The 26,222-nt window shown below is 64.4% G+C and carries 30 protein-coding genes and 1 pseudogene; 11 read left to right on the top strand and 20 right to left on the bottom strand.

Annotated elements, in window-relative coordinates; translation table 11 throughout:
- Nucleotides 1-28 precede the first annotated feature (28 nt).
- The 3 genes from DMX10_RS01865 to DMX10_RS01855 form a co-directional block, all read right to left on the bottom strand.
- Nucleotides 29-1,417 carry an adenylate/guanylate cyclase domain-containing protein gene (locus DMX10_RS01865; protein ID WP_111259502.1) on the bottom strand — a complete coding sequence of 463 codons (1,389 nt, stop codon included), beginning with the start codon at nucleotides 1,415-1,417 and terminating at the stop codon, nucleotides 29-31.
- A gap of 153 nt (nucleotides 1,418-1,570) precedes the next feature.
- On the bottom strand, nucleotides 1,571-2,158 hold the full coding sequence (locus tag DMX10_RS01860; RefSeq protein ID WP_111259501.1) for an HD domain-containing protein: 588 nt from the start codon (nucleotides 2,156-2,158) through the stop codon (nucleotides 1,571-1,573).
- A gap of 38 nt (nucleotides 2,159-2,196) precedes the next feature.
- Entirely contained in the window at nucleotides 2,197-2,514 is a 318-nt protein-coding gene (locus DMX10_RS01855) for an Mpo1-like protein (protein WP_111259500.1), read from the bottom strand.
- Between the two features lie 788 nt (nucleotides 2,515-3,302).
- Here DMX10_RS01855 and DMX10_RS01850 point away from each other — a divergent pair.
- Nucleotides 3,303-3,698, top strand: a complete 396-nt coding sequence (locus DMX10_RS01850; RefSeq protein WP_111259499.1) for a hypothetical protein — start codon at nucleotides 3,303-3,305, stop codon at nucleotides 3,696-3,698.
- 182 nt (nucleotides 3,699-3,880) lie between these two features.
- Nucleotides 3,881-3,994, top strand: a pseudogene (locus DMX10_RS33100) (IS3 family transposase); the annotation flags it as partial.
- Nucleotides 3,995-4,206: 212 nt separating this feature from the next.
- On the opposite strand, the gene DMX10_RS01845 reads toward DMX10_RS33100, so the two are convergent.
- Nucleotides 4,207-4,539 carry a hypothetical protein gene (locus DMX10_RS01845; protein WP_111259498.1) on the bottom strand — a complete coding sequence of 111 codons (333 nt, stop codon included), beginning with the start codon at nucleotides 4,537-4,539 and terminating at the stop codon, nucleotides 4,207-4,209.
- Between the two features lie 302 nt (nucleotides 4,540-4,841).
- Here DMX10_RS01845 and DMX10_RS01840 point away from each other — a divergent pair, with 302 nt between their 5' ends.
- The gene (locus tag DMX10_RS01840) at nucleotides 4,842-5,090 is read left to right on the top strand and encodes a hypothetical protein (RefSeq protein ID WP_111259497.1); all 249 of its coding nucleotides are present in this window, start codon (nucleotides 4,842-4,844) and stop codon (nucleotides 5,088-5,090) included.
- Between the two features lie 60 nt (nucleotides 5,091-5,150).
- On the opposite strand, the gene DMX10_RS01835 is transcribed toward DMX10_RS01840, so the two are convergent.
- The 3 genes from DMX10_RS01835 to DMX10_RS01825 form a co-directional block, all read right to left on the bottom strand.
- On the bottom strand, nucleotides 5,151-5,519 hold the full coding sequence (locus DMX10_RS01835; protein ID WP_111259496.1) for a hypothetical protein: 369 nt from the start codon (nucleotides 5,517-5,519) through the stop codon (nucleotides 5,151-5,153).
- Nucleotides 5,516-6,640, bottom strand: coding sequence for a hypothetical protein (locus DMX10_RS01830; protein WP_111259495.1), 1,125 nt, complete (start codon nucleotides 6,638-6,640; stop codon nucleotides 5,516-5,518). The genes DMX10_RS01835 and DMX10_RS01830 overlap by 4 nt, the downstream gene beginning before the upstream one ends.
- Nucleotides 6,641-6,749: 109 nt before the next feature.
- Nucleotides 6,750-7,409, bottom strand: a complete 660-nt coding sequence (locus DMX10_RS01825; protein WP_111259494.1) for a hypothetical protein — start codon at nucleotides 7,407-7,409, stop codon at nucleotides 6,750-6,752.
- Between the two features lie 254 nt (nucleotides 7,410-7,663).
- Between DMX10_RS01825 and DMX10_RS01820 the strand changes: the two genes are divergently transcribed.
- On the top strand, nucleotides 7,664-8,665 hold the full coding sequence (locus DMX10_RS01820) for an AraC family transcriptional regulator (RefSeq protein ID WP_111259493.1): 1,002 nt from the start codon (nucleotides 7,664-7,666) through the stop codon (nucleotides 8,663-8,665).
- Nucleotides 8,666-8,825: 160 nt separating this feature from the next.
- Here DMX10_RS01820 and DMX10_RS01815 read toward each other — a convergent pair whose 3' ends face one another.
- Together DMX10_RS01815 and DMX10_RS01810 are read right to left on the bottom strand one after the other, a co-directional pair.
- Nucleotides 8,826-10,280: a TrkH family potassium uptake protein gene (locus DMX10_RS01815; RefSeq protein ID WP_111259492.1), complete on the bottom strand. Its 1,455-nt coding sequence runs from the start codon at nucleotides 10,278-10,280 to the stop codon at nucleotides 8,826-8,828.
- A 76-nt stretch (nucleotides 10,281-10,356) separates the two neighbouring features.
- Nucleotides 10,357-11,811 (bottom strand): TrkH family potassium uptake protein, encoded by a 1,455-nt coding sequence (locus DMX10_RS01810; protein WP_111259491.1) that lies wholly within the window; start codon nucleotides 11,809-11,811, stop codon nucleotides 10,357-10,359.
- 130 nt (nucleotides 11,812-11,941) lie between these two features.
- Between DMX10_RS01810 and DMX10_RS01805 the strand changes: the two genes are divergently transcribed.
- Nucleotides 11,942-12,499 (top strand): nitroreductase family protein, encoded by a 558-nt coding sequence (locus tag DMX10_RS01805; RefSeq protein ID WP_111259490.1) that lies wholly within the window; start codon nucleotides 11,942-11,944, stop codon nucleotides 12,497-12,499.
- 52 nt (nucleotides 12,500-12,551) lie between these two features.
- Here DMX10_RS01805 and DMX10_RS01800 read toward each other — a convergent pair whose 3' ends face one another.
- The 6 genes from DMX10_RS01800 to DMX10_RS01775 all read right to left on the bottom strand — a co-directional run bounded on the left by DMX10_RS01800 (nucleotide 12,552) and on the right by DMX10_RS01775 (nucleotide 16,622).
- Nucleotides 12,552-13,892, bottom strand: a complete 1,341-nt coding sequence (locus DMX10_RS01800) for a HAMP domain-containing sensor histidine kinase (protein WP_111259489.1) — start codon at nucleotides 13,890-13,892, stop codon at nucleotides 12,552-12,554.
- 79 nt (nucleotides 13,893-13,971) lie between these two features.
- A complete protein-coding gene (locus DMX10_RS01795) occupies nucleotides 13,972-14,400 on the bottom strand; it encodes an LTXXQ domain protein (protein WP_111259488.1) in 429 nt (142 codons plus the stop codon).
- 164 nt (nucleotides 14,401-14,564) lie between these two features.
- Nucleotides 14,565-15,242: a response regulator transcription factor gene (locus DMX10_RS01790; protein ID WP_111259487.1), complete on the bottom strand. Its 678-nt coding sequence runs from the start codon at nucleotides 15,240-15,242 to the stop codon at nucleotides 14,565-14,567.
- A gap of 13 nt (nucleotides 15,243-15,255) precedes the next feature.
- The gene (locus tag DMX10_RS01785) at nucleotides 15,256-15,687 is read right to left on the bottom strand and encodes a hypothetical protein (RefSeq protein ID WP_111259486.1); all 432 of its coding nucleotides are present in this window, start codon (nucleotides 15,685-15,687) and stop codon (nucleotides 15,256-15,258) included.
- Nucleotides 15,688-15,726: 39 nt separating this feature from the next.
- Entirely contained in the window at nucleotides 15,727-16,023 is a 297-nt protein-coding gene (locus tag DMX10_RS01780; RefSeq protein ID WP_111259485.1) for a YciI family protein, read from the bottom strand.
- Between the two features lie 8 nt (nucleotides 16,024-16,031).
- Nucleotides 16,032-16,622: a septation protein A gene (locus tag DMX10_RS01775; protein ID WP_218281304.1), complete on the bottom strand. Its 591-nt coding sequence runs from the start codon at nucleotides 16,620-16,622 to the stop codon at nucleotides 16,032-16,034.
- Nucleotides 16,623-16,688: 66 nt separating this feature from the next.
- On the opposite strand from DMX10_RS01775, the gene DMX10_RS01770 reads away from it, so the two are divergent.
- The 6 genes from DMX10_RS01770 to rluB all read left to right on the top strand — a co-directional run bounded on the left by DMX10_RS01770 (nucleotide 16,689) and on the right by rluB (nucleotide 21,363).
- Complete coding sequence (locus DMX10_RS01770) at nucleotides 16,689-17,552, top strand: PHP domain-containing protein (RefSeq protein WP_111259483.1); 864 nt, start codon at nucleotides 16,689-16,691, stop codon at nucleotides 17,550-17,552.
- 13 nt (nucleotides 17,553-17,565) lie between these two features.
- Complete coding sequence (locus DMX10_RS01765; RefSeq protein ID WP_111259482.1) at nucleotides 17,566-18,201, top strand: L-threonylcarbamoyladenylate synthase; 636 nt, start codon at nucleotides 17,566-17,568, stop codon at nucleotides 18,199-18,201.
- Between the two features lie 122 nt (nucleotides 18,202-18,323).
- Entirely contained in the window at nucleotides 18,324-19,022 is a 699-nt protein-coding gene (locus tag DMX10_RS01760) for a ScpA family protein (protein WP_178082910.1), read from the top strand.
- Nucleotides 19,023-19,838, top strand: a complete 816-nt coding sequence (scpB, locus tag DMX10_RS01755; RefSeq protein WP_111259480.1) for an SMC-Scp complex subunit ScpB — start codon at nucleotides 19,023-19,025, stop codon at nucleotides 19,836-19,838. It abuts the gene before it with no gap.
- Nucleotides 19,839-19,860: 22 nt separating this feature from the next.
- On the top strand, nucleotides 19,861-20,040 hold the full coding sequence (locus DMX10_RS01750; protein WP_111259479.1) for a DUF1289 domain-containing protein: 180 nt from the start codon (nucleotides 19,861-19,863) through the stop codon (nucleotides 20,038-20,040).
- An 87-nt stretch (nucleotides 20,041-20,127) separates the two neighbouring features.
- A complete protein-coding gene (gene rluB / locus DMX10_RS01745) occupies nucleotides 20,128-21,363 on the top strand; it encodes a 23S rRNA pseudouridine(2605) synthase RluB (protein ID WP_111259478.1) in 1,236 nt (411 codons plus the stop codon).
- Nucleotides 21,364-21,432: 69 nt separating this feature from the next.
- Here the strand turns inward: rluB and DMX10_RS01740 are convergent, their stop codons facing one another.
- From DMX10_RS01740 to DMX10_RS01720, 5 genes are all read right to left on the bottom strand, one after another.
- Entirely contained in the window at nucleotides 21,433-22,359 is a 927-nt protein-coding gene (locus tag DMX10_RS01740; RefSeq protein WP_111259477.1) for a GGDEF domain-containing protein, read from the bottom strand.
- A gap of 241 nt (nucleotides 22,360-22,600) precedes the next feature.
- On the bottom strand, nucleotides 22,601-23,341 hold the full coding sequence (locus DMX10_RS01735) for a YciK family oxidoreductase (protein WP_111259476.1): 741 nt from the start codon (nucleotides 23,339-23,341) through the stop codon (nucleotides 22,601-22,603).
- An 87-nt stretch (nucleotides 23,342-23,428) separates the two neighbouring features.
- Entirely contained in the window at nucleotides 23,429-24,100 is a 672-nt protein-coding gene (mupP, locus tag DMX10_RS01730) for an N-acetylmuramic acid 6-phosphate phosphatase MupP (RefSeq protein WP_111259475.1), read from the bottom strand.
- 5 nt (nucleotides 24,101-24,105) lie between these two features.
- A complete protein-coding gene (ubiG, locus tag DMX10_RS01725) occupies nucleotides 24,106-24,804 on the bottom strand; it encodes a bifunctional 2-polyprenyl-6-hydroxyphenol methylase/3-demethylubiquinol 3-O-methyltransferase UbiG (RefSeq protein WP_111259474.1) in 699 nt (232 codons plus the stop codon).
- Between the two features lie 27 nt (nucleotides 24,805-24,831).
- Nucleotides 24,832-26,157, bottom strand: coding sequence for a TRZ/ATZ family hydrolase (locus DMX10_RS01720; protein WP_111259473.1), 1,326 nt, complete (start codon nucleotides 26,155-26,157; stop codon nucleotides 24,832-24,834).
- Nucleotides 26,158-26,222: the final 65 nt, after the last annotated feature.

Below are 26,222 nucleotides of genomic sequence, written 5' to 3'. Positions count from 1 at the left end.
GAGGGCGGCCTTGCTGTGACCCATTCGGTCAGAGAATGACCTTGTCGCGCAGTTTCTCGGCGGCCAGTTGCAGCGCCTGGATGACCTTTTCCTTGTCGTAGTTCTGGATGCCGTTGGTGTCCAGGTACATGGAGAAGCCCGGCAATTCGTGCTCGACGTAGCTGGAGGTGGCGCCCAGGTCGCGGCGGAAGTCCACCACCTGGTAGATCTGCACGGGGCGAGCGAAGCCCTTGACGGTGATCTGGCCCTTGTCGCGGCACATGATCACGTCCTTGATCAGCGAGTAGGTCTCGTGGGAGATGAGGATCTCGCCGGCCTCGGAGGCGCTTTCCAGGCGGCTGGCCAGGTTCACGTCGCGGCCGATGATGGTGTAGTCCATGCGCGTGTCGGCGCCGAAGTTGCCCACCGTGCAATACCCGGTGTTCAGGCCCATGCGGATTTCCAGGGGCTTGGTGATGCCCTGGGCGCGCCACTGCTGGCGCAGCACCTTCATGTGCTTGCGCATGGCGATGGCCATGGACACGGCGGCCACGGCGTCCTTCTTGGCGCCCTGGGTGGAGGGGTCGCCGAAGAACACCATCACGCAGTCGCCGACGAACTTGTCGATGGTGCCGCCGTATTTCAGGGCGATCTTCGACATCTCGTTGAGGTAGTTGTTGAGCAGGTCGGTCAGGGCCTCGGCCTCCAGCTCTTCGGACAGCTCGGTGAAGCCCTTGATGTCGGAGAAGAACACGGTGAGCTTCTTGCGCTGGGTCTCCAGGCGCACGTGGCGCTTGCCGCTGAAGATCATTTCCCAGACCTGCGGCGACAGGTATTTGGCGAGGTTGCGGGCCAGGCGCGCGGCCTTTTCCTGCTCCAGCTTGATCTCGCTGCGCGCCAGCGCCAGGCGCAGGCCCTGCTGGTGCACGAAGAAGGCGGTGATGCAGACGTAGAGCGTGGTGAAGCAGATGCTAACGAAGGACACCAGGGCCGGGGTCGCGAGCTTCAGGTCCGGGTGCGCGACCACCGTGGTCAGCACCGTGGCGCTGGCGGCCACGAGGATCGCCAGGCCTAGCTGGCGCAGGCCACCGATGATCAGTGCGCTGAACGACAGGGTGAGCATGAACATAAGGCTCGGCACCACCGAGAATCCGAGCAGGGCCGCGCCGGCGCCGGCGTGCAGGGCGTCGATGAACAGCAGGATCAGGTGGGTGCGCTCGGGGTGGTCACGCTTGAAGCGCAGGCTCAGGTGATGGGCCAGGTGCGGATAGAGCAGGGCGTAGGGGACCATCCACAGCACGTCGTAGGAGAAGTACTGGATGTAGCTGCCGGCGGCGATGCTGGCGGCCGTGGCGATATAAGCCAGTACGCGAGAGTAATACTCGCGAAGCGGCGGGGTCGGAAGACTGCTTAGCCGGTCTAGATTGGCTGACTTCATGTAAACGAACGATCCCTGATGATTTTCTGACGCGACGTACGGGCGTCCGATGGTCTGCAAGACCTGAGCCAATGCCTGGCGGGTGCGGGATCATAACCAAGTGCCACTACGGCGGCCAAGCATGGCCGCCGAACGGTGGCACGGCCTGGACGTTCAGCTCGCGTTGCGCTCCATCACGGCCTTGTAGATCGACTGCCGGGGTTGGGCGAAGACGCGGCGCAGCATGGGCTCGAAGAATTCCAGGGGCAGGTGTTCGGCCTCGGGGTCGAAGGCGGCGGCATCGTAGCGTGCGCAGAACTCGATGGTCTGGCGGTACTGCGGGTGGTCCTTGAACTGCTCGCGCAGGTGGCGATCCAGGCCCAGGTGATGGAAGAAGTAGTAGCCCTGGAAGATCGCGTGCTTCTCCACCATCCAGTGGTTCTCGGGGCTGACGAAGGGCTTTAGCATCGCCGCGGCGATGTCGGCGTGGTTGAAGGAGCCGAGGGTGTCGCCGATGTCGTGGAGCAGGGCGCAGACCACGTATTCCTCGTCCTGGCCGTCGCGGTGGGCCAGGGTGGCGGTCTGCAGCGAGTGGGTCAGGCGATCGACCGGGAAGCCGCCGAAGTCCCCATCCAGCAACTTGAGATGGGTGAGGATGCGGTCCGGGAGCTGGGCGGCATAGCGGGCGAAGTCCTGGGCGATGATGCTCCAGTCCTCGGCGGTGCCGTCTTCCATGTGGGTGAAGCGGGCGTGGGCATTCATCAGGGGCCTCTCTTGTTGTTGTTTTCGGGGGTTCGCCGCTAGAAGCGGATGCGGCCGGTGAAGGCGTCCTTGAGCATCACCCAGTCGCCCATCAGGCTGTAGAGCGGGTACTTGAAGGTGGCGGGGCGGTTCTTCTCGAACACGAAGTGGCCGACCCAGGCGAAGCCGTAGCCGGCGACGGGCAGGGCCAGCAGCCACAGCCACTGCTGGGTGGCGAGGGCGTAGGCGAGGATGCTCAGCACCAGCAGGCTGCCGACGTAGTGCAGGCGGCGGCATACGTCGTTGCTGTGTTCCTGGAGGTAATAGGGGTAGAACTCGGCGAAGCTGCTGAAACGCTCGGCGGGCGCGGTGCTCATGGGGATGTCTCCTCTTTCTTGTAGGAAGAGAGTGTAGGACTGGTACCTTTCCAGACCAGTGACATTAGGTGCCAGTTTAGTATCCTGGCGCGCCGCCCCATGTTTCGGGCCTTACAGCCCGATTGCTGCCATCTCTGTGGCATTTCCACCGAATAGACGTACTGCCTTCTCACCTGCGCCTGGGTCTGCTGACGGTATCCATCGCCCGTCAATCCTGGCGATCATCGTCCAGTCTTTGTGCCCCATCTGTTTGGCTGCCCACATTGCTCGACGGATATCCTCAGAGCTGTCCCAGGGAGGCCGCTGATCGGGTTGATGAACATCCGCCCGCCGGCGAGGAACGTCTGGCTGCTTTGCAGTAGCAGCGCTTCTCGCGCCGGAGCTTCGGCGCAGCCGGCACCTTGGCCGCTCTTATCTCTGCCCTCACTACCCGGAACTCACCGGCCGGCCAGTCGATATTCCCCCGCTCCAGCGCAATGAGCTCGCTGTGCCGCGGGCCTGTCCAGAAGGCGAAGCTGTGCACGCAGATCCTTCGGAGCAGCCGCCAAGATGGCTTCCTGCTCCTCAACGGCGAAAGGGGCTACATCATCGTCCTGTTGATCGCACCTTTAGTTCGATACTCACAGCCAGCAAGAGGTTGGAATCGATCAGCTCATCGTCCACAGCATCGCTCAAGGCTTTGCGCAGATAACTCCGCAGGTTGGATAAGGTCGTTTGTCGGCCAGTCGGGCAGGCGTCGCGACAGTGGTCTATGCCTCTCTACGCGATCAAGCATGGAGGGCACGGAAATGCCTGAGTACAGAGATGTCGATGGAAGAAGTTGGAATATCGACGATTGGCCTGGCCATTCGTATAAGGCGATGGTCATCAATCGCGCTTACCGTCAATCGCTATTCGCCGTAGAGGATATTCGTGGGCAGAGGCAGATTTTCTTCCGGTGCGAATGGTGTCAGCGCTGGATCACCTCGGCCGGTATACAGGGCGATCACACAGCGCCGCAGCGATTGGAACAGGACGCCGTGCAAGGTCTGACAGCTGGCCTATTTTCGGATTCGCTCTATAACCTCACCCTGTCCTGCCAGGAGTGCAACGGCGGCACCCGGAAGAAGGCTGCTCGACAGAGTCGTAGTTCCTTTAAGCGCGACCGCGAGGCTCAAGATCCGCAACCTGTCGGCGGGCAGTAGAGCTATAGCCAGGACTTCGAGTCCTGGCTTCAAGAGTTTTTGGTGTGATGCAGCTGCGGTTCGTAGCTGTTGATCTCGTCTCTAGTGTGCGCTTTGTGGCGCTTGGCAGTGTTATGGCTCAATGATTCTGGATACCCCGATAGGGCGTTAAGCTTTGCCCAGCCATGAGATGTGTGCGTAACCACACATTGGATCGGCAGTTCACAGTGAGCGACCCCAACCAAGTGTGGTGCGGTGATGTGACATACATCTGGGCGGGTAATCGCTGGATCTATCTGGTAGCAGTCATGGATTTGTAGCGTGGCTATGCCAGCCAAGGACAAGCTGGGGCTGATGTGCTGCGCTACCTGACGGATTACTACAACCATCAATGGCCACACAAGCTACAACGGCAACAGAACGCCAGCGGAAACTAATCACTGGCCGGATAAACCTAAACGAGTGTCCAGTTTTCGTTGACCACAACACCCCTCGAAATGGTGCAGGAAGGCTAGACCAGAGGGCTGCCCTAAATATCGGCGAAGTAGACCATGAGGAGGAACGCGACTCCAGGAAGGACCGAAAACAGCCCGAAGCGAATGCTGATTGCTTTGAGGAACTCCGACGGCTTGGAAGGCAGCTTACGCAGAGCGCCCCAAGCAGCTCCAACTGCGAAATAGACCGCGATAAACCTGATTTCCCCCCCCCCAATCGCTTCTGGCAGTAGCCCTACCAGCAACGCAGGCACGACCACTAGCAAGGAGACCCAGTGGACGAGTTTCGGAAGGCAAAAAAGAAGGATGGCGCCCGAGATGATGAATGCGATCCCATTGAGGGCCGCGGAGCTTTTGCGAGAGAACATTCCATGTCCTTGGTGATTTCAGGAGCGGCATTATCGCCGAACCCGGCCAACATCTCGACATCCTTCTACTGGGATAAAGATGGAGAGACCGCCGGCTTCAGGATGAGGGGCGAAAACAGCAAGGGAGGGTTCTGCTGTTCAGGGGGCAATCAGTGGCAGAGCTGACCGGCATGGCCTACTGGGCGACGCGTCCGCACATGATGATCTCCCCACAGAATAGACCAGGGCCTGGGCGGTAGTTGCATTTGCGCGGTGCTGGCCTTGAGCTATACCGGTCAAACCAACATCAGGGAGGATCAGGTATGACTCTAAGAGACATAGGAATGTTTGTGTGGGGTGGCATCACTGTGGGGCTGGCCGCTTTTGCTCTGTATGTACTGTGGCAGGCGGGGGCGCACATAGTACTGGTGGATGGAAAGCCGAAGCTGCAGCCGTTTGAGCTTCTGGGTTTGTACGTGGCCTTGAAGGAAAACGACAGCTTGGTGGCTGGAATCTTGGGTTTCAGCGGTCTGGCTTGGTCTCACTTCTACAAGGGTTCGGATGCCGGCTAGCTGAGTCGTATGAGGTGTAGGGCGGAATGAAAAAGCCCCGCACTGGGCGGGGCTACTAGCTCATGGTTGGTACTGGTATCCGCGGGTTGTTGCGATGCCTCTGAGCTCTTTAGCCTTCCTTTCGATCTCTTTCTTTGACTTCCCTTCGAAGTCTATAACTGCGTGCTCTGGAAATGGGTCAGGATCTGGCTTGGAGGGGAGTTCCAAATCTGTGCATTCCTTAACAGTAACTCCAAGAACACCTGTAGAGCGAAAGCCTAGAGTTTCAGTGAAATGCTGGTGCGAGAGGCGTGCGGTAATCAAGTCACCGTCATAGCATGAAAGTTTGTTTTCATCTTTTGGGGTTGGTGAAAATACTTGTGAAGTGACTCTTCCTGATTGAACAAAGCTCGGATTCACTTGGCGAAGAAGCATAGTGTCATCGTTCATTGAATGTCATCCATGACGAACTTTACAGATTTATTTATGGTCTGCTCCAGTCTCTCAAAATTTTCAAGAGAGAACTCTTCAAACCAATCTTCCTCCTGCTCAGAGGAAAGGTCGTGAACTTCGACGGCTTTACGCCGGAAGTCCAGTTTGATACTGATGTCATGGCTCTTGCTTTCCCATTCAAGTTGCACTCCACCTTCTTCGGTTGGATAAATGAATGGGTAGCAGCTGCTCGGGAATCGCTCAGAAAAAAAGTGCTCCAGCCAATCCAAATCGGAGGCCTTTGGCGCCAATCCGATTCCATCTAGCCAGCCATCTTTTAATAGGCGAAGCTCATCAATTCTTGCAAGTGGATCATTCATATCTATGATGACCACCTCTTCAATACTTTCAATAGACTGCAGTCGGCCTGTTCTGTCGTACCGGCCGACACCTTTTACCGAAATTTTAATGCCATTTCGGTATCCATTGGTAGCTTCCAGTATGGTGTCAAGATGAACGGCATCCATCTTGACATCAATCTTCCTCCCTCCAGGAGTCTGGATCTCAAAACTCATTCGGTTCTGATTTATCTCAGGAACCAATCCTCTTATAATAATTTCGTCTGTGATGATTTGATTCTGAGATGCTAGCAACAGAAGCCGTCTTGTCGGCTTAGTAAGCGTTCCTTTCCTAATGCTGTTCGGGAATAGCTCTAAAGCCTCACCATCTCTGAGACTTCTGCCAAATCGATCAAAATATCCGAGGAGCGCTGTAGGAACATGTTGCGTGATGTTCTCTTTATATACAGCAGCGTCTATGGCTCTGCCAATGCATTCAGTGGCGCGAACGAAGTACTCTTCATTCGCTGGGGGCAAAAGACCTCCGGTGCCATCATCGTATGAAAAGGCAATTGCTGGTATGGCACTTCCATTTCTAACGCCGGATAGCGCAATCGAAAGCGCGGCAGCAAAGCCCTTTGGACTTCTGACCCTTCCGTCGTGATCTTGTACATATAGCCACTTTGCGACGGCAATAATAAACTCCTCCAGTACTGAAATATCCTTAAGTACCTCGAGGGGAATTGTGTGGTCATCGAACCGCCGTCCAATAAGTCTTGGCTCAATCAGCTGTTTTTTCATTTGAATTCCGTTTCATTTATGGCTATTGGCTCTGCAGTTTAGTCAAGCTTTTTTGGCATTCCAGAACACAATGGAATCACCGTTGCACAAACCTGGTAACCACCTGGAGTCACTCCCCCATGATCCTCCGGTACTCCAGCTGGTACTGGTCATATGGGAGGTTCTGCTGCTGGAGTAGCTTGATCCGTTGTTCCTTCGGTAGACTGATTGCCTCCGCAGCGGTCGGCTGCGGCTTTGGCGGCAACGCACGCGCTGTTTTGATCTCCGAGATCATCTCTTTAGAAATGGCCGCGAGCTGCTTGTCAGTCATCGCTGAGAAGATGCCTTCCCAGGCCGTGGATCTAGTGTCATAGGTCCGGCTTCCGTACTCCTGTCCAGTCTCCCCGTCTCGGATTGATACGCTGGACATGACCCAGGCGTTGCCGCTCCACAGGCCTAGGCCGTAGCGCATGCTGGTCGTTACGTAGCGGAACTTGCTGACATCGATTACGAGGAGGAGGGCGGGAGCGTCCGTTGCTCGGGGCGCTCCATACTGATCGATGACCTTGTATCCGTATGGATAGGCCTCAGTTGCCAGTGCCTTCTTCCACATCGTGCGGAACCGACCCCAGTCTTCGCTGGAGGTAACCTTCTGGTCTCCGCGGAAGTTCACAACTAGGTTTGCGCGCGTATCGGCAGGTAGCGCTATATCAGATGAGGAACCTTTCTTCACGTCTGCAGCGCAGCCGCAGAGTAGAGCCAAGCCAGCAGCGAGAATTGCTGCACGCATTGCGACCTCCGTGTCATGTATATGGCGTTACGCAGTCACAATAAATGCACTGTGGCGGGTGAGCAATGGGCCGGGTAGCCTGTCATTAAGCTGGCATAACCAGCCCAATTCAGACCCGTTATACCCCTTTTTCGGTGGAGCAGTTTCGCCGAAACCCGCGTAAACACTGGGCCTTACATTCACCCTCTTGGGTTAGTATCCTTCGTCGCCAGACCCTGTCCTGTGGTCTCCGTCTGACAGAACAAGAAGGCGCCATGAGCGAACGTACCACGTCATCGAGCTGGGCCCTGGGGATCGTCCAGGCGCTGGAAATGGGCGGCGTCGACTGCCGCAACCTGTTCCCCGAACTGGGGCTCGACTACGCCGCCCTGAACGATCCCGATGCCCGCTTCCCCCAGGACGGCATGACCCGCCTGTGGCTGCGCGCGGTGGAGCTGTCGGGCAACCCGGCCATCGGCCTGAACATGGCCAAGGTGGTGAGGCCGGCGTCCTTCCATGTGGTGGGGTATGCGCTGATGTCCAGCCGCACCCTCAAGGAAGGCTTCGCCCGCCTGGTGCGCTACCAGCGGATCATCGCCGAGGGCGCGGACCTGAGCTTTCGCGCCACGGCCGAGGGCTATGCGCTGGTCCTGGCGATCCATGGCGACCGCCTGCCGCCGGCACGGCAGAGCGCCGAGGCGTCCATGGCCTATTCCCTGGCCTTCTGCCGCTGGATGACGGGGCGGCCGATCAACCCGCTGGAAATCCGCTTCCAGGGCCCGCCGCCTGCGGACATGGAGCCCTATCGCCAGGTGTTCCAGGCGCCGTTGCGGTTCAACGCCGAGCACTATGCGCTGCTGTTCGACCGCGCCGACATGGAGACGCCACTGCCCACGGCCAACGAATCACTGGCGCAGTTGCACGACCGCTTCGCTGGCGAGTACCTGGCGCGTTTCTCCGGCAGCCGCGTGACCCACCAGGCGCGCCAGGTACTGTGCCGACTGCTGCCCCAGGGCGAACCCAAGCGCGAGGTGGTGGCCAGCACCCTGCACCTGTCCCAGCGCACCCTGCAGCGCCGCCTGCAGGAAGAGGGCACCAGCTTCCAGCAATTGCTGGACGACACCCGTCGCGAGCTGGCCGAGCAGTACCTGGCGCAGCCCAACCTGACGTTGCTGGAGACCGCCTACCTGCTGGGCTTCGCCGACCCGAGCAACTTCTTCCGCGCCTTCCGCCGCTGGTTCGATGTCACCCCCGGCGAGTACCGCGCGCGCCTGTAATCGCCTTTCGGGGTCTGCAGGACGTAGAAGGCCGTAGGGGCGACTTCAGTCGCCCAGCGGCGCATGCGCCGCCTGGCATCCGCCGCCGCCCGATCTCCACCTGAAAAGCGAGAGCCGATTCGCACGGCACGACCTGCAGGCCTCAGCGCGTGCGGGAGCCTCAATGCCTCCAGAAATACGGCGTGCAGATCACCAGCACGGTGATGATTTCCAGGCGGCCCAGCAGCATGCCCATGGAGAGCAGCCACTTGGCGCCGTCCGGCAGGCTGGAGAAGTTGCCCGCCGGCCCGATCACCTCACCCAGGCCCGGGCCGACGCCGGACACGCTGCTGGCGGCGCCGGTGAGTGCGGTGATCCAGTCCACCCCCATCAGCGACAGCCCCAGGGCCATGACGCAGATGGTGATGGTGAAGAAGAAGGAGAAGGTGAGGATCGAGCGGACGATCTCTTCGTCGAGGCGGTGGCCGTTGTATTTCTGCTTGATCACCGCGCGGGGGTGGATCAGCTGGTAGAGGTTGGCCTTGAGCAGGATGTAGGCGACCTGGAAGCGGAAGATCTTGATGCCGCCGGCGGTGGAACCGGAGCAGCCGCCGATGAAACCCAGGTAGAAGAACAGCATCAGCGAGAAGTTGCCCCACAGGCTGTAGTCGCCCAGGGCGAAGCCGGTGGTGGTGAGGATCGAGGTGGTGTTGACCGCCACGTGGCGCAGGGCGTCGAGCCAATGCAGCTCGGTGGTCGCCCAGTACCAGGTGCCGAGCACCAGCCAGATCACCAGCAGCAGGCCGAGGAAGCCGCGCACCTGGTGGTCCTTGATCAGCGCCTTGCGGTGCCCGCGCAGGGTGGAGACGTAGAGGGCGAAGGGCAGGCTGCCGAGGATCATCACCACCACCGCGACCCAGTGCACGGCCGGCTGGTGCCACTTGGCCAGGGATTGGTCGGAGGTGGAGAAGCCACCGGTGGAAATCGCCGACATGGCGTGGTTGACCGCGTCGAAGGCGTTCATGCCGGCCAGCCAGAAGCCCAGGGTGCCGAGCAGGGTGAAGCTGACGTAAACCAGGACGATGAACTTGGCCACCATGTGCGAGCGCGGCATGACCTTGTCGGAGCGGTCGGAGGACTCGGTCTGGAACAGGCGCATGCCGCCGATGCGCAGCAGCGGCAGGATCGCCACCGCCATGCCGATGAAGCCGATGCCGCCGAGCCAGTGCAGCAGCGAGCGCCAGATGAGGATGCCGGGTGACATGGTGTCCAGCCCGCTGAGCACGGTGGCACCGGTGGCCGTGATGCCCGACATGCTCTCGAAGAAGGCATCGGTGTAGCTGATGTGCTGGGTGAAGAGGAACGGCAGCGCGGCGAAGATCGCCACCACCACCCAACTGGAAACGGTGAGCAGGTACATGTCGCGCGGGCGCAGGTGCACGTGCTCGGGGCGCCCGGGGATGACCAGCGCCAGGCCGGCGAGGAAGGTGATCAGGCTCGACCAGACGAAGGAGTGGATGTCCTGGGTGCGTTCGAAGATGAACAGCGTCAGCACGGGGATGGCCATGCTCACGGCCAGGGTGATCAGGAATATGCCGATGATGAAGCCGATGATGCGCAGGGTCGGCAATGCCATGGGTCGAGCTCTGAGTTGTCGAGGTCGCCATTCTATCCGGGCTGGGCGACCTGTCCATGCTCGCCGCCTCCGGGGTTCAGTGCTTCCAGAAGGCGCGGGTGAAGAGCACCAGGACGGTGAGGATCTCCAGGCGGCCGAGGAGCATGCCGAAGGTCAGCAGCCATTTCGCCGCATCCGGCAGGCTGGAGAAGTTGCCGGCCGGGCCGATGGTCGGTCCCAGCCCGGGGCCGACGTTGCAGACCGCGGTGGCGGCGCCCGTGATGGCGGTGGTCCAGTCGAGGCCGATCAGGCAGAGGCCCAGGGCGATGACGCCTATGGTCACGGTGAAGAAGAAGGAAAAGGTGATCAGCGAGCGGACGATTTCCTCGTCGATGTTGTGCCCGTTGTATTTCTGCCGGATCACCGCTCGCGGGTGCACCAGTTGCTGCAGGTTGGCCTTGAGCATGACCAGGGCGACCTGGAAGCGGAATATCTTCAGGCCGCCGGCGGTGGAGCCGGAGCAGCCGCCGACGAAGGTCAGGTAGAAGAAGAGCATCACCGAGAAGCTGCCCCACAGGGTGTAGTCGCCCAGGGCGACACCGGTGGTCGTGACCACCGAGGTGACGTTGACGGCGACGATGCGGACGGCGTCGATCCAGCTGTTTTCCGAGTTGGCCCAGAACCAGGTGCCGAAGAGCAGCCAGGTGGTGACCAGGAAGAGGATGAAACCCCGCACCTGGTGGTCGCGGACAAGGGCCTTGCGGTTGCCGCGCAGGCTGGCGACATAGAGGGTGAAGGGCAGGCTGCCGAGGATCATCACCGCCACGGCGACCCAGTGCACCGCTGGCTGCCGCCAGTTCGCGATGGAGCTGTCGGAGGTGGAGAAGCCTCCGGTGGAGATCAGCGAGGCGGCGTGGTTGATGGCGTCGAAGGGGGTCATGCCCGCCAGCCAGAAGGCCAGGGTGCCCAGGGCGGTGAGGCTGATGTAGACGAGGAGGATGTATTTGGCCGCCATGTGCGAGCGCGGCATCACCTTCTCGCCCCAGTCGGAGGATTCCGTCTGGAACAGGCGCATGCCGCCGATACGCAGCAGCGGCAGGATCGCCACGGCCATGCCGATGAAGCCGATGCCCCCCAGCCAGTGCAGCATCGAGCGCCACAGCAACAGGCCGGGCGAGGCGGAGTCCAGCCCGGTGAGGACGGTCGAGCCGGTGGTGGTGATGCCGGACATGGTTTCGAAGAAGGCATCGGTGTAGCTGATGTGCTGGATGAGCACCATCGGCAGCGCCGCGAAGCAGCACACGACCACCCAGCTGGCGGTGGTCAGCAGGTACATGTCGCGGGGGCGCATGTGCACGTGTTCGGGCCGGCCCTGGGCCACCAGGGCGACGCCTGAGATGAACGTGATCAAGCTCGACCAGGTGAAGGCACTCAGGTCGTCGGTGCGATCGAACACCAGCAGCGCCAGCATCGGCACCACCATGCTGATCGACAGGGTGATGAGAAAGATGCCGATGATGAAGGCGATGGTGCGGAGGGTCGGCAGCGCCATGGCATGTCTGGACCGGGGAAGGAGGAGCGAGATTCTACGCAGGTACGTCGGGCTGTAAAGCGGCGTGTAGGCCCGGAATGCTTCGCAACTTCGGCTAGAATGCCGCTTCACTCGAATCTGGAGGTGGCCGATGGAGGCTCTCGACGCTCTGCTCAACCGCGTATCCCTGTCCCGGCTGGTGGAGCCGGCGCCCGATGCGGCGCAACGCGAGGTGCTGTTCCGTGCCGCCCTGCGCGCTCCGGACCATGGCTACCTGCGGCCTTGGCGCTTCCTCACCATCGAGGGCGAGGCCCGCAACCGGCTGGGCGAGCTGTTCGCCGAGGCGGTGAAGGCCAAGGACCCGCAGGCTCCCGAGGCGGCGGTGAACAAGGCCCTCGGCATGCCGCTGCGTGCGCCGCTGCTGGTGGTGGTGATCGCCCGCCTGACCGCCGGGCACAAGGTGCCGGAAAGTGAGCAGGTGCTGTCGGCGGGCTGTGCCGCCCACGGCATCCTGCTTGCCGCCCATGCGCAGGGGCTGGGCGCCATCTGGCGCACCGGCGAGCTGAGCTACGACCCTCGTGTCGCCCGTGGCCTGGGCCTGGCCGACAACGAGCAGGTCGTGGGTTTCCTCTACCTGGGCAGTGTGGAGGGCGAGCGCCGCAGCCCGCCGGAGCTGGCTCCGGCTGATTTCGTGAACGCCTGGGGCTGATCATCGACGGCGGCACCGAAGAACCCGGCTGGAGGTGCCTCCGCCGGGTTTTTCATTGCCTGGGGGGCACTCGGCCTTGCGGGTGCAGCGGCAGTTCGATGCTGGCGACGAAGCCACCGCCGGGGTGGTTGGCCAGCGCCAGCGAGCCGCCGTGGCGTTCCACGGCGCGACGGGCGATGGCCAGCCCGAGGCCATGGCCCGCTGCAGCCTGGCCCGGGGCACGGTAGAAGGGCTCGCCCAACTGCGCCAGGTGCTCCGGTGCAACGCCGGGGCCGTGGTCGCGGACCTGCACGCGCAACAGGCCGTCGGCCTGGCTGGCGTCCAGTTCCACCGGCTGTTCGGCCGGGTTGAAGCGCAGGGCGTTGCGCAGGAGGTTGTCCAGGGCGCGCTCCAGCATGTCCGGCCAGCCGTCCAGGCGCAGCTCGGCGGGGCAGCGGATCTCGACGCGCTGCTCGGGGTACAGCAGGCGCGCGTCGTCGGCGAGGCCCGCCAGCAGCGGACGCAGCTCGATCGGGTGGGTCGCACCGGGTTCGGCATCCAGGCGCGCCAGGGCGAGTATCTCGCTGATCAGCGCTTCCAGCCGGTCGCATTCCTGGCCCAGGCGCGGCCACAGGGCCTCGCGCTGTTCGGGCCCCGCGCGTTCGGCCAGGGCCAGGGCGATGCGCAGGCGCGCCAGGGGCGAGCGCAGCTCGTGGGAGACGTCACGCAGCAGCTGGCGCTGGCTGCCGATCAGCCCCTGCAGGCGCTGGCCCATGCGGTTGAAATCGCCGGCCAGCACGCCGAGTTCGTCGCGGCGCCGGGACAGGCGTTCCAGGCTGTCCTGCTGGTAGGCGGTCTTGCCGAGGTCGTGCACGGCACGGCGCAGGCGGTTCAACGGACGGGTGATATAGAGGGTCAGTGCCAGGCTGAACAGGGTCAGCACCACCAGCGCGATGCCCAGGGCGCTGAAGGGCCAGAGCAGGCTGCCGCGGTGCCAGGCTTCCAGTTCGGGGTAGGGGATGCGGTAGATCAGCAGGAACGAGTCGCCGCTGCGCGGGCTGGTGTATTCCTCGGTGAGGCGGCGCCAGGGCAGGCGCTCGTCGTGCTGGCGGGCCTCGAAGGCGGCGGCGCGGGGCGGGAAGGTGCCGCGCACCACCGGCTGGCCGCTGTCGTTGAGGATCTGCACGTCGATGCGGGCGCGGCGCTTGAACTGTTCGAGCAGGCGCTGCACCTCGTCCGGCCCGCCGACCTCGTAGCGCTGCACCAGGGTTTCCGCCAGGCCCTGCAGGGCAGGGTGGCGGCTGAGGATCCAGGCGTCCTGGTTGAGGGCGCGGCCCAGCAGCATGGCGAGGCCGGCGACCAAGGCCAGGGCGAGCCAGAAGGCGGCGAGGATCCGCCAGAACAGTGAACGCACGCGAGTCTCCTCCGGAAACGGCAAAGCCCATCAGGCGGGTGCCTGATGGGCACTGGGGCTGGCGGTCAGGCCGCCAGGGTCATTGGGTCTTCTGCGCGCGCTGGGCTTTCCAGGCCTCGAACTCGGCGCGTTCGGCGCGGCGCTCCTCCATCTTCTTCTGCAGCTCGTCGAACTCCTTCTGCTGCTCGGGCTTGAGCAGCGCGCGGATGTCGGCGCGGTTCTTTTCCTCGCTGGCCTTCAGTTCGTCCTGCATGGCCTTCTTGTCGGCGGCGGGCAGCTTGTCCAGGTACTTCTGGGTGATGTCGTGGCGGCTTCTCATGGAATCGCCCATCAGCTTGCCGACCTGGTGACGCTGTTCGCGGCTCAGGTCCAGCTCCTTGAACAGGCCGGGGCCACCGTGACCGGGGCCGCCGAAGCCGCGCTCCGGGCCGGGGCCGTCTTCGGGCATGGCCATGGCGACGGTGGGCAGGGCGGCTGCGAGCAACAGGGCGGCGATTGTCTTGCGCATGGTCTATCTCCTTGTTTCTGAACCGGCTGGTTGCCGGATGTGCTCAGTCTAGGGAGGGCAAGGTCAAGGGCGGTCAGGCCTGGGTAAAGCTTGGGTAAAGAGAGGTTCAGCTCGCCGATACGAATGGCTCGGGACGAGCCGGGGCGAGGCCCGGGCAGCCTGCCTCAGGTGCTGTAGTAATAGCCGCGGCTGCGCAGGGCGACGATGCGCGGCCTGCCGTCGGCGTGTGGGCCGAGCTTCTTGCGCAGGTTGCTGACGTGCATGTCCAGGCTGCGGTCGTAGAGGGTCAGCTTGCGGCCCAGGGCCAGTTGCGCGAGTTCCTGCTTGTCCAGCGGCTCGCCGGGCTGGCGCAGCAGGGCTTCGAGCAGGCGGCCTTCGGAGACGGTGAGGCTGATCTCGTGTTCGCCGACGTTGACCACGCCACGCACCGGGCTGTAGCAGAGGTCACCCAGCTCCAGCTGGCTGGATTGCGATGGCGGCTGGGTGCGGCGCAGCACGGCGCGCAGGCGGGCAGTGAGCTCGCGCGGGTCGCAGGGCTTGGCCAGGTAGTCGTCGGCACCCAGTTCCAGGCCGAGGATGCGGTCCAGCGGCTCGCCTCGCGCAGAAAGCATCAGTACCGGCAGCTCCGGGTGGTCGCTGCGCAGTTGCTTGAGCAGCTCCAGGCCGCTGCCGTCGGGCAGCATCACATCGAGCACCACGGCCGCCGGGGCATGGGCGGCCAGGGCGGCACGTGCGCTGACACCGTCATGGCAGGCGCGCACGCTGAAGCCTTCCTGGCTGAGCCAGCTGTTGAGCAGCTCGCAGAGCTCCTGGTCGTCATCGATAAGCAGCAGTTCGCTCATGGCCGTCGATTCGTCAGTTGATCCACTGCCGGCGCTGGCGTTGCCCGCCACGGGCGAACAGGCCGATCAGCAAGGAAAGCAGTGCCACGCCGCCGCCGATGGCGAACCACATCTGGTCATCGCTGACCAGGCTCGGGGAGCGGTTCGCCTGGGCTTCCTTGAGTTGCAGCTTCAGGCGCTGGTTTTCCTGGCGCAGGCGCGAGAGCAGCGCCGTGTCGCGCTCGGCCGTGGTGCCGTTGGCCAGTTGGGCGGCCAGCTCGTTGCGCTGGCGCTCGCTTTCGGCCAGGCGCTGTTGCAGGACGGTCAGCTCCTGCGCGGCGACGTTCTCCACCGGGCGGGGCTCGACCGACGCGCTAGGAGCGACGGTCGGCAAGGTTTCATCGGCCTGGGCCAGCGGAGCGAGGAGGGACAGGGCGAACAGCAGGGACAGCGAGGCGTGGCGCATCGGAACTCCTGTTTCCTGAATGGATTCGGTGTGCTGCTGTCAGAAGACCTGCTTGAAGGGTTTGACGATCACGCTGGCGTAGACGCCCGACGTGCGGAACGGATCGGCTTCGGCCCAGGACTGGGCGGCGACCAGGGATTCGAACTCGGCGACGACCAGGCTGCCGGTGAAGCCGGCGCTGCCCGGGTCGTTGCTGTCCACGGCCGGGTGCGGGCCGGCCAGCACCAGGCGGCCTTCGGCTTTCAGCTGCTCCAGGCGGGCGAGGTGCGCGGGGCGGTTGGCCTGGCGCTTTTCCAGGGAGTCGGCAACGTCGGAGGAGATGATCGCGTAGAGCATGATGGTCCTTATTCTTGAGTTTTTTCGGATTCGGGATCGTGCATGTGGCGCGCCAGGAAGATGCCCTGGCCGATGAGGAACAGCAGGGTCATGCCCAGGCTGCCGAAGACCTTGAAGTCGACCCAGAACTCTTGGTAGGTGAAGGCGACGAAGAGGTTGGCGCAGCCGCAGAACAGGAAGAAGACGATCCAGGCCAGGTTCAGGCGCACCCAGATGGCCTGGGGCAGCGAGACGGCGTGGCCCATGACGCGCTGGATCAGGGGCTTGTCGCCGATGAAGTGGCTGGCGGCGAAGCCAAGGGCGAACAGCCAGTTGACCACCGGTGCCTTCCACTTGAGGAAGGTCTCGCTGTGGAAGGCCAGGGTCAGGCCGCCGAATACCAGGCAGGCGGCCAGGGTCAGCCACTGGCCTTTCTCCAGGCGGCGCTGGGTGAGGAAGATCGCGCCGTAGACCACCACCGAGGCGGCGATCAGTACGGCGGTGGCGCTGAAGATGCCGCCCAGCATGACGCTGTGCCCGGCGAATTCGATGGCGCGGGGGTCGAGCTTGTAGACGATGAAGAAGAGGATGAGCGGGATGAAGTCGATGAATTGTTTCACGGCGGCAGCCAGAAGCGGGATGTGCCGGCATAATAACAAACCATTCCCTTAGCGAAAGCGCATGCCATGCACATTGATCTGCACTGTCACAGCACGGCCTCCGACGGCGCCCTGGCGCCCGCCGTGCTGGTGGCGCGCGCCCATGAAAAGGGCGTTCGGGTGCTGGCGCTGACCGACCACGACACCCTCGAGGGGCTGGAAGAGGCCCGCAGCGCTGCCGCCGGGCTGGATATCGAACTGATCGACGGCGTGGAGCTGTCCTGCACCTGGGGCGGCGCGACGATTCACGTGCTCGGCTATGCCTTTCGTCCGGACGCCCCGGAGTTGCGCCAGGCCATCGCCGACCTGCACCAGGGGCGCTGGTCGCGGGCCGAGGAGATCGACCGTCGTCTCGCGGCCAAGGGCATGCCCGGTGCGCTGGAGGGTGCGCGGGCGATCCAGCGCGAGCTGGGTGACAGCGGCAACGCCCCGGCGCGGCCGCACTTTGCCGAATTCCTGGTGCGCGAGAAGCATGTGCGCGATCGCGCGGAGGCCTTTCGCAAGTGGCTGGGCTCGGGCAAGCTCGGCGACGTCAAGCAGCACTGGCCGACCCTGGCCGAGGCGGTGGGTACGCTGCGTGCCGCCGGGGCCTGGATCAGCCTGGCGCATCCCTACCATTACGACTTCACTAAGACCAAGCGTCGCAAGCTGGTAGCGGATTTCATCGCCGCCGGCGGTCATGCGCTCGAGGTGGTGAACGGCATGCAGCCTGCGGAGCAGGTGGGCACGCTGACCATCCTCGCTCGCGAATTCGGCATGCTGGTGAGCGCCGGCAGCGATTTCCATGCACCTGGGGACTGGTCGGAGCTGGGCGTTTACCGACCCATACCGGAGGACCTGTCGCCCCTGGCGGCGCGTTTCCAACATGCACAACGACCAACTGAACGCTGAGCAGGGAGATAACGTGAGTCAGTTTTTCCAGGTCCACCCGGAGAATCCCCAGCCGCGGCTGATCAAGCAGGCGGTGGAGATCGTCAGGGCGGGGGGCGTGATCGTCTATCCGACCGACTCCGCCTATGCGGTCGGCTGCGCCATCGGCGAGAAGAACGGCGTGGAGCGCATCCGCCGCCTGCGCCGTCTGGACGACAAGCACAATTTCACCCTGGTCTGCCGCGATCTTTCCGAGCTGGGGCTGTTCGCCAAGGTCGATACTGCGGCGTTCCGCCTGCTCAAGGCGCATACCCCCGGCCCCTATACCTTCATCCTCAGTGCCACCCGCGAGGTGCCGCGCATGCTGCTGCACCCCAAGCGCCGTACCATCGGCCTGCGGGTGCCGGACCACCCCATCGCCCTGGCGCTGCTGGAAGAGCTGGGGGCGCCGCTGATGAGCGCCACCCTGACCCTGCCCGGCGAAGCGCTGCCGATGAGCGATCCCTATGAAATGCGCCAGATCCTCGAGCACCAGGTGGACCTGATCATCGACGGCGGTTATGGCGGCATGGAGGCCTCCACCGTGGTCGACCTTTCCGAAGGCGAGCCGCGCCTGGTGCGTGCCGGTTGCGGCGACCCCACGCCCTTCACCACGGACGCCGAGGCGTGAGCGCAGAGGCTGCGCCCCAGGTCGACAGCCAGGCAGGAGCCCAGCAGGAGCTGCCCTTCGCCCTGGTCTACGGGCAGGCTGTCACCGAGCTGCCTGTCGACCTCTATATCCCGCCGGATGCCCTGGAGGTGTTCCTCGAAGCCTTCGAGGGGCCGCTCGACCTGCTGCTCTACCTGATCCGCAAGCAGAACATCAACATCCTCGACATCCCCGTGGCGGAGATCACCCGCCAGTACATGGGCTACGTCGAGCTGATGAAGTCCGTGCGCCTGGAACTGGCCGCCGAGTACCTGGTGATGGCCGCCATGCTCGCCGAGATCAAGTCGCGCATGCTGCTGCCGCGCTCCAGCGAGGCCGAGGCGGAGGAGGAGGACCCCCGTGCCGAGCTGATCCGCCGCTTGCAGGAGTACGAGCGCTACAAGGCCGCCGCCGAGGGCATCGACATGCTGCCGCGGGTCGGCCGCGACACCACCGTGCCGCGCCTGGATGCCCCCGAGGCACGGGCGCGCAAGCTGCTGCCGGACGTCAGCCTGGAAGAGTTGCTGCTGTCCATGGCCGAGGTGCTGCGCCGCGCCGACATGTTCGAAAGCCACCAGGTGACCCGCGAGGCGCTGTCCACCCGCGAGCGCATGAGCGAGGTGCTGGAGCGCCTGAAAGGCGGCGCCTTCCTGCCGTTCGTCAGCCTGTTCACCGCCGAGGAAGGGCGCCTGGGCGTGGTGGTGACCTTCATGGCGGTGCTGGAGCTGATCAAGGAACAACTGGTGGAGCTGGTGCAGAATGAGCCCTTCGCACCCATCCACGTCCGTGCAAGAGCCGAGTAGATGAACCTGAACGACCCCAAGGAGCTGGCCTCCCTGCTCGAGGCTTACCTGTTGGCTTCCGGCAAGCCGCTGTCGCTGGAGCGTATCGCAGAATTGTTCGAGGAAGCCGAGCGACCGGAGCTCGCGCAGATCCGTGCCGCACTGGCGATCCTGGCCACGTCCTGCAAGGGGCGCGCTTTCGAACTCAAGGAAGTGGCATCCGGTTACCGTCTGCAGGTGCGCGAGCGCTTCGCTCCCTGGGTCGGCCGCCTCTGGGAGGAGCGCCCGCAGCGCTACTCGCGCGCCATGCTGGAGACCCTGGCCCTGATCGCCTACCGCCAGCCGATCACCCGGGGCGAGATCGAGGATATCCGTGGCGTGACGGTGAACAGCCAGATCGTCAAGACGCTGATGGAGCGCGAGTGGATCCGCGTGGTCGGTTACCGTGACGTGCCCGGCCGTCCGGCGATGTTCGCCACCACCAAGGCCTTCCTCGATCATTTCAACCTCAAGAACCTCGACGAGCTGCCGCCGTTGGCCGCCCTGCGCGAGCTGGAGCCCGAGCCGGTGCTGGCCCTCGATGATGTCGACGTGCCGGTGCCCGAAGGCCTGCAGGCCCGTGCCGGCCTGGCGGGCGAGGAGCCGGCCGAGCCCCGCGAGGAAACCAGCTTCCGCTCGCTGCTGGCGGAGCTGGACACCATGGAACAGGGCCTGAAGATCGACTTCGACGACCTGCCCGCCCCCGAAACCGAGCAGCCGACCGCTGAGGCGCCTGCCGAGGCGGAGGAGGGCGACGCGGCGCTGTTGGGCGATGGCTCCGACGAGACCCGCCACTGAGGCCGAAAGACGAGGCGCGACGATGAAGGACCCCTGCATCAAGGTCTGCCAGTTCTCCGACGATGTCTGCCGGGGCTGCGGGCGTACCCGTGGCGAGATCAAGGCCTGGAAGAAACTTGGCAAGGCGGAGCGCCGCGAGGTGCTGGCCGAGGCCGACATGCGCCTGCTGGCCCTGGCTGCGACCGGCCGGCGAAAACACTGACGACCCCTGCGGACTCAGCTAGCCTGAGGTTCGCCCGCCGCGTATGATGCGCGACCTTTTTGAACGACTACACCGGGAGGTGCCCAGATGAACGAAGACGATTACAGCCCCGCTGGGGAAAAGCTGCAGAAGGTCCTCGCCCGCATCGGCCTGGCTTCGCGCCGCGACATCGAGGCCTGGATCACCGAGGGCCGCGTCAAGGTCAACGGCGTCGCCGCGACCCTTGGTCAGCGCGTCGACCGTCATGACGCCATCAGCGTCGACGGCCGCCTGCTCAAGCGCGAGGAAGAGACCGAAGCCGTCCGCCGCGTGCTGATCTACAACAAGCCCGACGGCGAGGTCTGCACCCGCGACGACCCGGAAGGCCGCCCCACCGTTTTCGAACGTCTGCCGCGCCTGCGTGCCGGTCGCTGGATCAATATCGGCCGTCTCGACATCAACACCACCGGCCTGCTGCTGTTCACCACCGATGGTGAGCTGGCCAACCGCCTGATGCATCCCTCCTACGAGATGGACCGCGAGTACGCCGTGCGTGTGCGCGGCGAAGTCACCGAGGAGATGCTGGAGAACCTGAAGAACGGCGTGATGCTGGAAGACGGCCCCGCCAAGTTCACCGACATCCAGGAAGCGCCCGGCGGAGAAGGCTTCAACCACTGGTACCACTGCGTGGTCATGGAGGGGCGCAACCGCGAGGTACGTCGCCTGTGGGAGTCCCAGGGCGTAGTGGTCAGCCGCCTGAAGCGCGTGCGCTTCGGCCCGGTGTTCCTCACTTCCGACCTGACCATGGGCCGCTGGCGCGAGATGGGCCAGTCCGAGGTGGACATCCTCAGTGGCGAGGTCGGCCTCAAGCCGATCCTGCTGCCGGAGGTCTCCACCAAGCACAAGGACAAGGTCGAGCGCATGCAGCGCAAGCTGGTCAAGCCGGTGAGCGGCCGTGGCAATCGCCAGGGCAGCGACCGTCCCGCCCGTGGCCCGCGCAGCGAAGCTGGCGAGCGTCCCGCTCGTGGCCGTGGCGAGGGTGCCGAGCGTCCGAGCCGCGCGCCGCGTGGTGAAGGTGGCGAGCGTCCGGCTCGCAGCCCGCGTGGCGAAGGCGCCGAGCGTCCGACCCGCGCACCGCGCCCGGCCGCCCGTGGCGAGCAGGGCCGCAGCACGCCGCTGGCCGAACGCCCGCGTGACGTCGCCAAGAAACCCCGCGGCAAGCCCCAGGGTGATGCGAGCGAAGTGGCCGAACGCCCGCAGCGCAAGCCGCAGCGCCCGGTGAACAAGCGCACCAACCCGCCGGCGGGCGATGGACAGCGTCCGGGTTTCGGTCGCAAGCGCTGATCCGCCGATGCAATGAAAAAGGGGCCTGATGGCCCCTTTTTCATAGGTGTCGTTCGCGTCGTCGAGCGGTCAGCCGGCCATGGAGAGGCGGTTGCGGCCGTTGCGCTTGGCCACGTAGAGGGCGCTGTCGGCGCGGCGCAGCAGGCTGTCCACCGATTCGGCCGGCAGCAGGGTGGCGCAGCCCAGGCTCATGGACAGCTCGATCGGGCGTCCGCCGACAAGGTGCTGGATTTCCATGACGCCCATGCGCAGGCGTTCGCCGACCATGCCTGCGGCTTCGCGACAGGTACTGGAGAGCAGGACGAGGAATTCCTCGCCGCCATAGCGGAACACCATGTCGACGTTGCGCAGCTTGGCCTTGAGGGTGGTGGCCACGGCCTTGAGCACTTCGTCGCCGGTGCTGTGGCCGTATTCGTCGTTGATGCGCTTGAAGTGGTCGATGTCCAGCATCAGCACCGACAGCGGCTGCTGGCTGCGACGCGCCAGGTCCACCTCGCGTTGCAGCGCCTGGTCCATGGCGATGCGGTTGCCGGTGTCGGTGAGCGGGTCGCGCAGCGCCGATTGCACCGCGGTGCGATAGAGCAGGGCGTTGCGCAGCGGGAAGAGCATGCAGGCCAGCAGGGATTCGAGCTGGCCGAGTTCGGCCTCGTCGAAGCGCTGGCGGCGACGGAAGATCAACTCGCCCAGGTATTCGCCTTCGTGGCTCAGGCGGTAGCCGGCCGAATGCGCGGCGCGTTCGCCATATTCCAGGCGCAGGTCGCTGCTCTGATGCACGTAGGCCAGGGCATCGAGTGGCACCAGGCGCTGCACTTCACGGAAGAACAGGCTGACGATGCGTTCCACATCCAGGCTGGTCTGCAACTGCATGCTCAACTGGCGGCGCAGTTCCAGCAGCGTCATCTGCCGGAGCTTGCTCTGGGCCGGGCTGGTGAAGCCCAGGCGCTGCAGCTTGGCGGCATCGAAATCTATGGTGTTGGTAGGGGTGGACGGGACCATTTGGCGAACCTCTGACGCTCGAAGCGACGACGAGGTGGTCAGAGCGATTTCCGTGCCAAAGTCCGATTTCGAACGCAAAAGCGTTTGGATTCAATGTCTTGAGGATGCTGGCAAAACGCCGGTGGCAAGCTCTTGCCGGTGATTTGGCGAACGGCTGGCAATGTGATGCCGTTCACGCGTGTGCGGTGCCGGTTTAATGGCGGAAGGCGCGGCGACCTCGCCGGTCGCCGCGTGGGGCGGGTTATTGCGCGTCGAACGCCTGGCCATTGACGCCGGTGCTGTCCGCTCCCATGAGGTAGAGGTAGACCGGCATGATGGCTTCGGGCTCCGGATTGACCTCCGGGTTCTCGCCCGGGTAGGCCTGGGCGCGCATGCTGGTACGGGTGGCGCCGGGGTTGACGCTGTTGGCGCGCACGTTGGCGATGCCGTCCAGTTCGTCGGCCAGTGTCTGCATCAGGCCCTCGGTGGCGAACTTGGAGACGCCGTAGGCCCCCCAGTAGGCGCGCCCCTTGCGACCGACGCTGCTGGAGGTGAAGACCACCGAGGCGTCACTGGACAGCTTCAGCAGGGGCAGCAGGGTGCTGGTCAGCATGAACATGGCGTTGACGTTGACCTGCATGACGCGCATGAAGTTGTCGCCCGACAACTGCTCCAGCGGCGTGCGCGGGCCGATGATCGAGGCGTTGTGCAGCAGGCCGTCGAGGCGCCCGAACTCGTTCTCCACCATGGCCGAGAGCTCGTCGTACTGGTGCGGCTGGGCCGTTTCCAGGTTGAAGGGGATGACCGCCGGCTGCGGATGACCGGCTGCTTCGATCTCGTCATAGACCTGGTTGAGATTGGCCTCGGTCTTGCCCAGCAGCAGTACGGTGGCGCCGTGGGCGGCAAAGGTCTTGGCGGCGGCGGCGCCGATGCCTCGGCCGGCGCCGGTGATCAGGATGACCCGGCCCTTGAGCAGGTCGGGGCGGGCGGAATATTGAAACATATGAAACTCCTTCGGAGAGCTGGAAGCTTGAAGTTGAAAGCTGGAAGCATGCGGATCGCTTCCTGCTTCAGGCTTTCAGCTTCCGGCTCAGCATGAGCACAGCGCGCGATCGAGCACGGCGCGCAATTCGAGGGGGTGGTCCACGACCACGTCGGCGCCCCAGTGGCTGGGGTTGTCGTCGGGGTGGATGTAGCCGTAGGTGACGGCGGCGGTGCGGGTGCCGGCGGCGCGGCCGGACTCGATGTCGCGCAGGTCGTCGCCAACGAAGAGCACGCTGGCCGGGTCCAGTTGCAGGCGGCTGCAGGCCAGCAGCAGGGGTTCGGGGTCGGGCTTGCTGTGCGTCACGTGGTCCGGGCAGATGAGGATCGCCGAGCGGTCGGCCAGGCCCAGCTGCTGCATGATCGGCTCGGCGTAGCGCACCGGCTTGTTGGTGACCACGCCCCAGATCAGGCGGGCCTTCTCGATGTCCTGCAGCAGTGCGTCGATGCCGTCGAAGGGGCGGGTGAACACGGCGCAATGAGCCTGGTAGCGCTCCAGGAATTCCTGGCGCAGGGTTTCGAATCCCACGGCCTCCGGGTCCATGCCGAAGGCGGCGGCGACCATGGCGCGGGCGCCGCCGGAAACCTGGTCGCGGATCAGCTTGTCGTCCAGGGCCGGCAGGCCCCGGTCCGTGCGCATGGCCTGGGCGACGGCGATGAAGTCCGGCGCCGAGTCCAGCAGGGTGCCGTCCATGTCGAAGAGAACCGCTCTGAGGCGCATGGCCGTCACTCCTCGCGCAGGGTGTGGATCATGTAGTTGACGTCCACGTCGCTGGCCAGCTTGTAGTGCTTGGTCAGCGGGTTGTAGGTCAGGCCGATGATGTCCTTGACCTGCAGGCCGGCGGCGCGGCTCCAGGCACCCAGTTCGGAGGGGCGGATGAATTTCTTGAAGTCGTGGGTGCCGCGTGGCAGCAGGCCCATGATGTATTCGGCGCCGACGATGGCGAACAGATAGGCCTTGGGATTGCGGTTGATGGTGGAGAAGAACACCTGGCCGCCGGGCTTGACCAGGGTCTGGCAGGCACGGATCACCGAGGACGGGTCGGGCACGTGCTCGAGCATCTCCAGGCAGGTGACCACGTCGAACTGCCCGGGCATTTCGGCGGCCAGTTCCTCGGCGGTGATGCGGCGGTATTCCACCGGTACCCCGGATTCCAGCTGGTGCAGGCGGGCCACGGCCAGGGGCGCTTCGCCCATGTCGATGCCGGTGACCTTGGCGCCGCGCTGGGCCATGGCTTCGCTGAGGATGCCGCCGCCGCAACCGACGTCCAGCACCGTCTTGCCGGCGAGGCGGGCGCGCTCGTCGATCCAGTTGACCCGCAGGGGGTTGATGTCGTGCAGCGGTTTGAATTCGCTTTCGCGGTCCCACCAGCGGTGGGCGAGGGCCTCGAATTTGGCGATTTCGGCGTGGTCGACGTTGCTCATGGAGACACCTTTTCCATCAATCAGAATTCAGTGGCCGGCGATCCGCTCGCCCCAGGCTTGCGCGGTGGCGATCAGGCGGTCTTCGTCCTGGCGGGTGAGGCGGCCTGCATCGAGCAGGGCCTTGCCGTCGACCCACACGTGCCGGACGCGGTCGCGGCCGGTGGCATAGATAAGTTGCGATACCGGGTCGTACACCGGTTGCTGGGCCAGCCCGGTGAGGTCGAAGGCGACCATGTCGGCGGCCTTGCCGATCTCCAGCGAGCCGGTGTCCTGTTCCATTCCCAGTGCCCGTGCACCATTGAGCGTAGCCATGCGCAGCGCGCGATGGGCGTCCAGCGCGGTGGCCGAGCCTGCGACCGCCTTGGCCAGCATGGCGGCGGTACGGGTTTCGCCCAGCAGGTCGAGGTCGTTGTTGCTGGCGGCGCCATCGGTACCGACCGCGACGTTGACCCCGGCGAGCCACAGGCGCTCCACCGGGCAGAAGCCGCTGGCGAGCTTGAGGTTGGATTCGGGGCAGTGGATGACGCTGGTGTTGCTTTCTACCAGCAGTGCCAGGTCGTCATCGCTGATCTGGGTCATGTGCACGGCCTGGAAGCGCGGGCCGAGCAGGCCGAGGCGGGCGAGGCGGGCCATGGGGCGCTCGCCGCGCTGCTCCAGGCTCTGCTGGACCTCGAAGGCGGTCTCCTGGACGTGCATGTGGATGCCGGCGTCCAGTTCCTCGGCGAGCATGCGGATGTTCTCCAGCTTGTCGTCGCTGACCGTGTAGGGCGCATGGGGGCCGAAGGCGACCTTGATGCGCGGGTGGTGCTTGAGGTCGCTGAACAGCTCCAGGCCGTGGCGGATGGCCTCGGCGGCGTCGAGGGCGCCTGGGATCGGGAAATCGATGACCGGGATGGTGATCTGCGCCTTCACGCCACAACCGTGCACCGCTTCGCTGGCGATGGCGGGGTAGAAGTACATCTCGGAGAACGTGGTGATGCCGCCCTTGATCTGCTCGGCGATGGCCAGTTCGGTGCCGTCGCGGACGAAGGCCTCGTCGACCCACTTGGCCTCGGCCGGCCAGATGTGCTGTTCCAGCCAGGTCATCAGCGGCAGGTCGTCGGCCATCCCGCGGAACAGCGACATCGCGGCGTGCCCGTGGGCGTTGACCAGGCCGGGTGCCAGCAGCATGCCGGGCAACTCGCGTACCTCGGCGGCCGGCCAGCGCAGTGCCTCCTCGCGCTTGGCGATGAGCGCGATCCGGCCGTCGCGGACGCCCAGGGCATGGTCGCGGAGGACGACGCCCGCCGGTTCCACGGGGACGATCCAGGTTGGCAGCAGGAGCAGGTCGAGCGGGGCTTTGGCGTCGGGCATGGTGGCGCATCCTGGGCGCAGGAAAATATCGCGGCAGTATACCCGAGCCAGACGGGCGCCGGATC

This window comes from Pseudomonas sp. 57B-090624, assembly GCF_003234055.1.
Lineage (GTDB): Bacteria > Pseudomonadota > Gammaproteobacteria > Pseudomonadales > Pseudomonadaceae > Metapseudomonas > Metapseudomonas tohonis.
The sequence above is the reverse complement of the archived record's forward strand: the minus strand, read 5'-3'. Positions and strand labels throughout refer to the sequence as shown.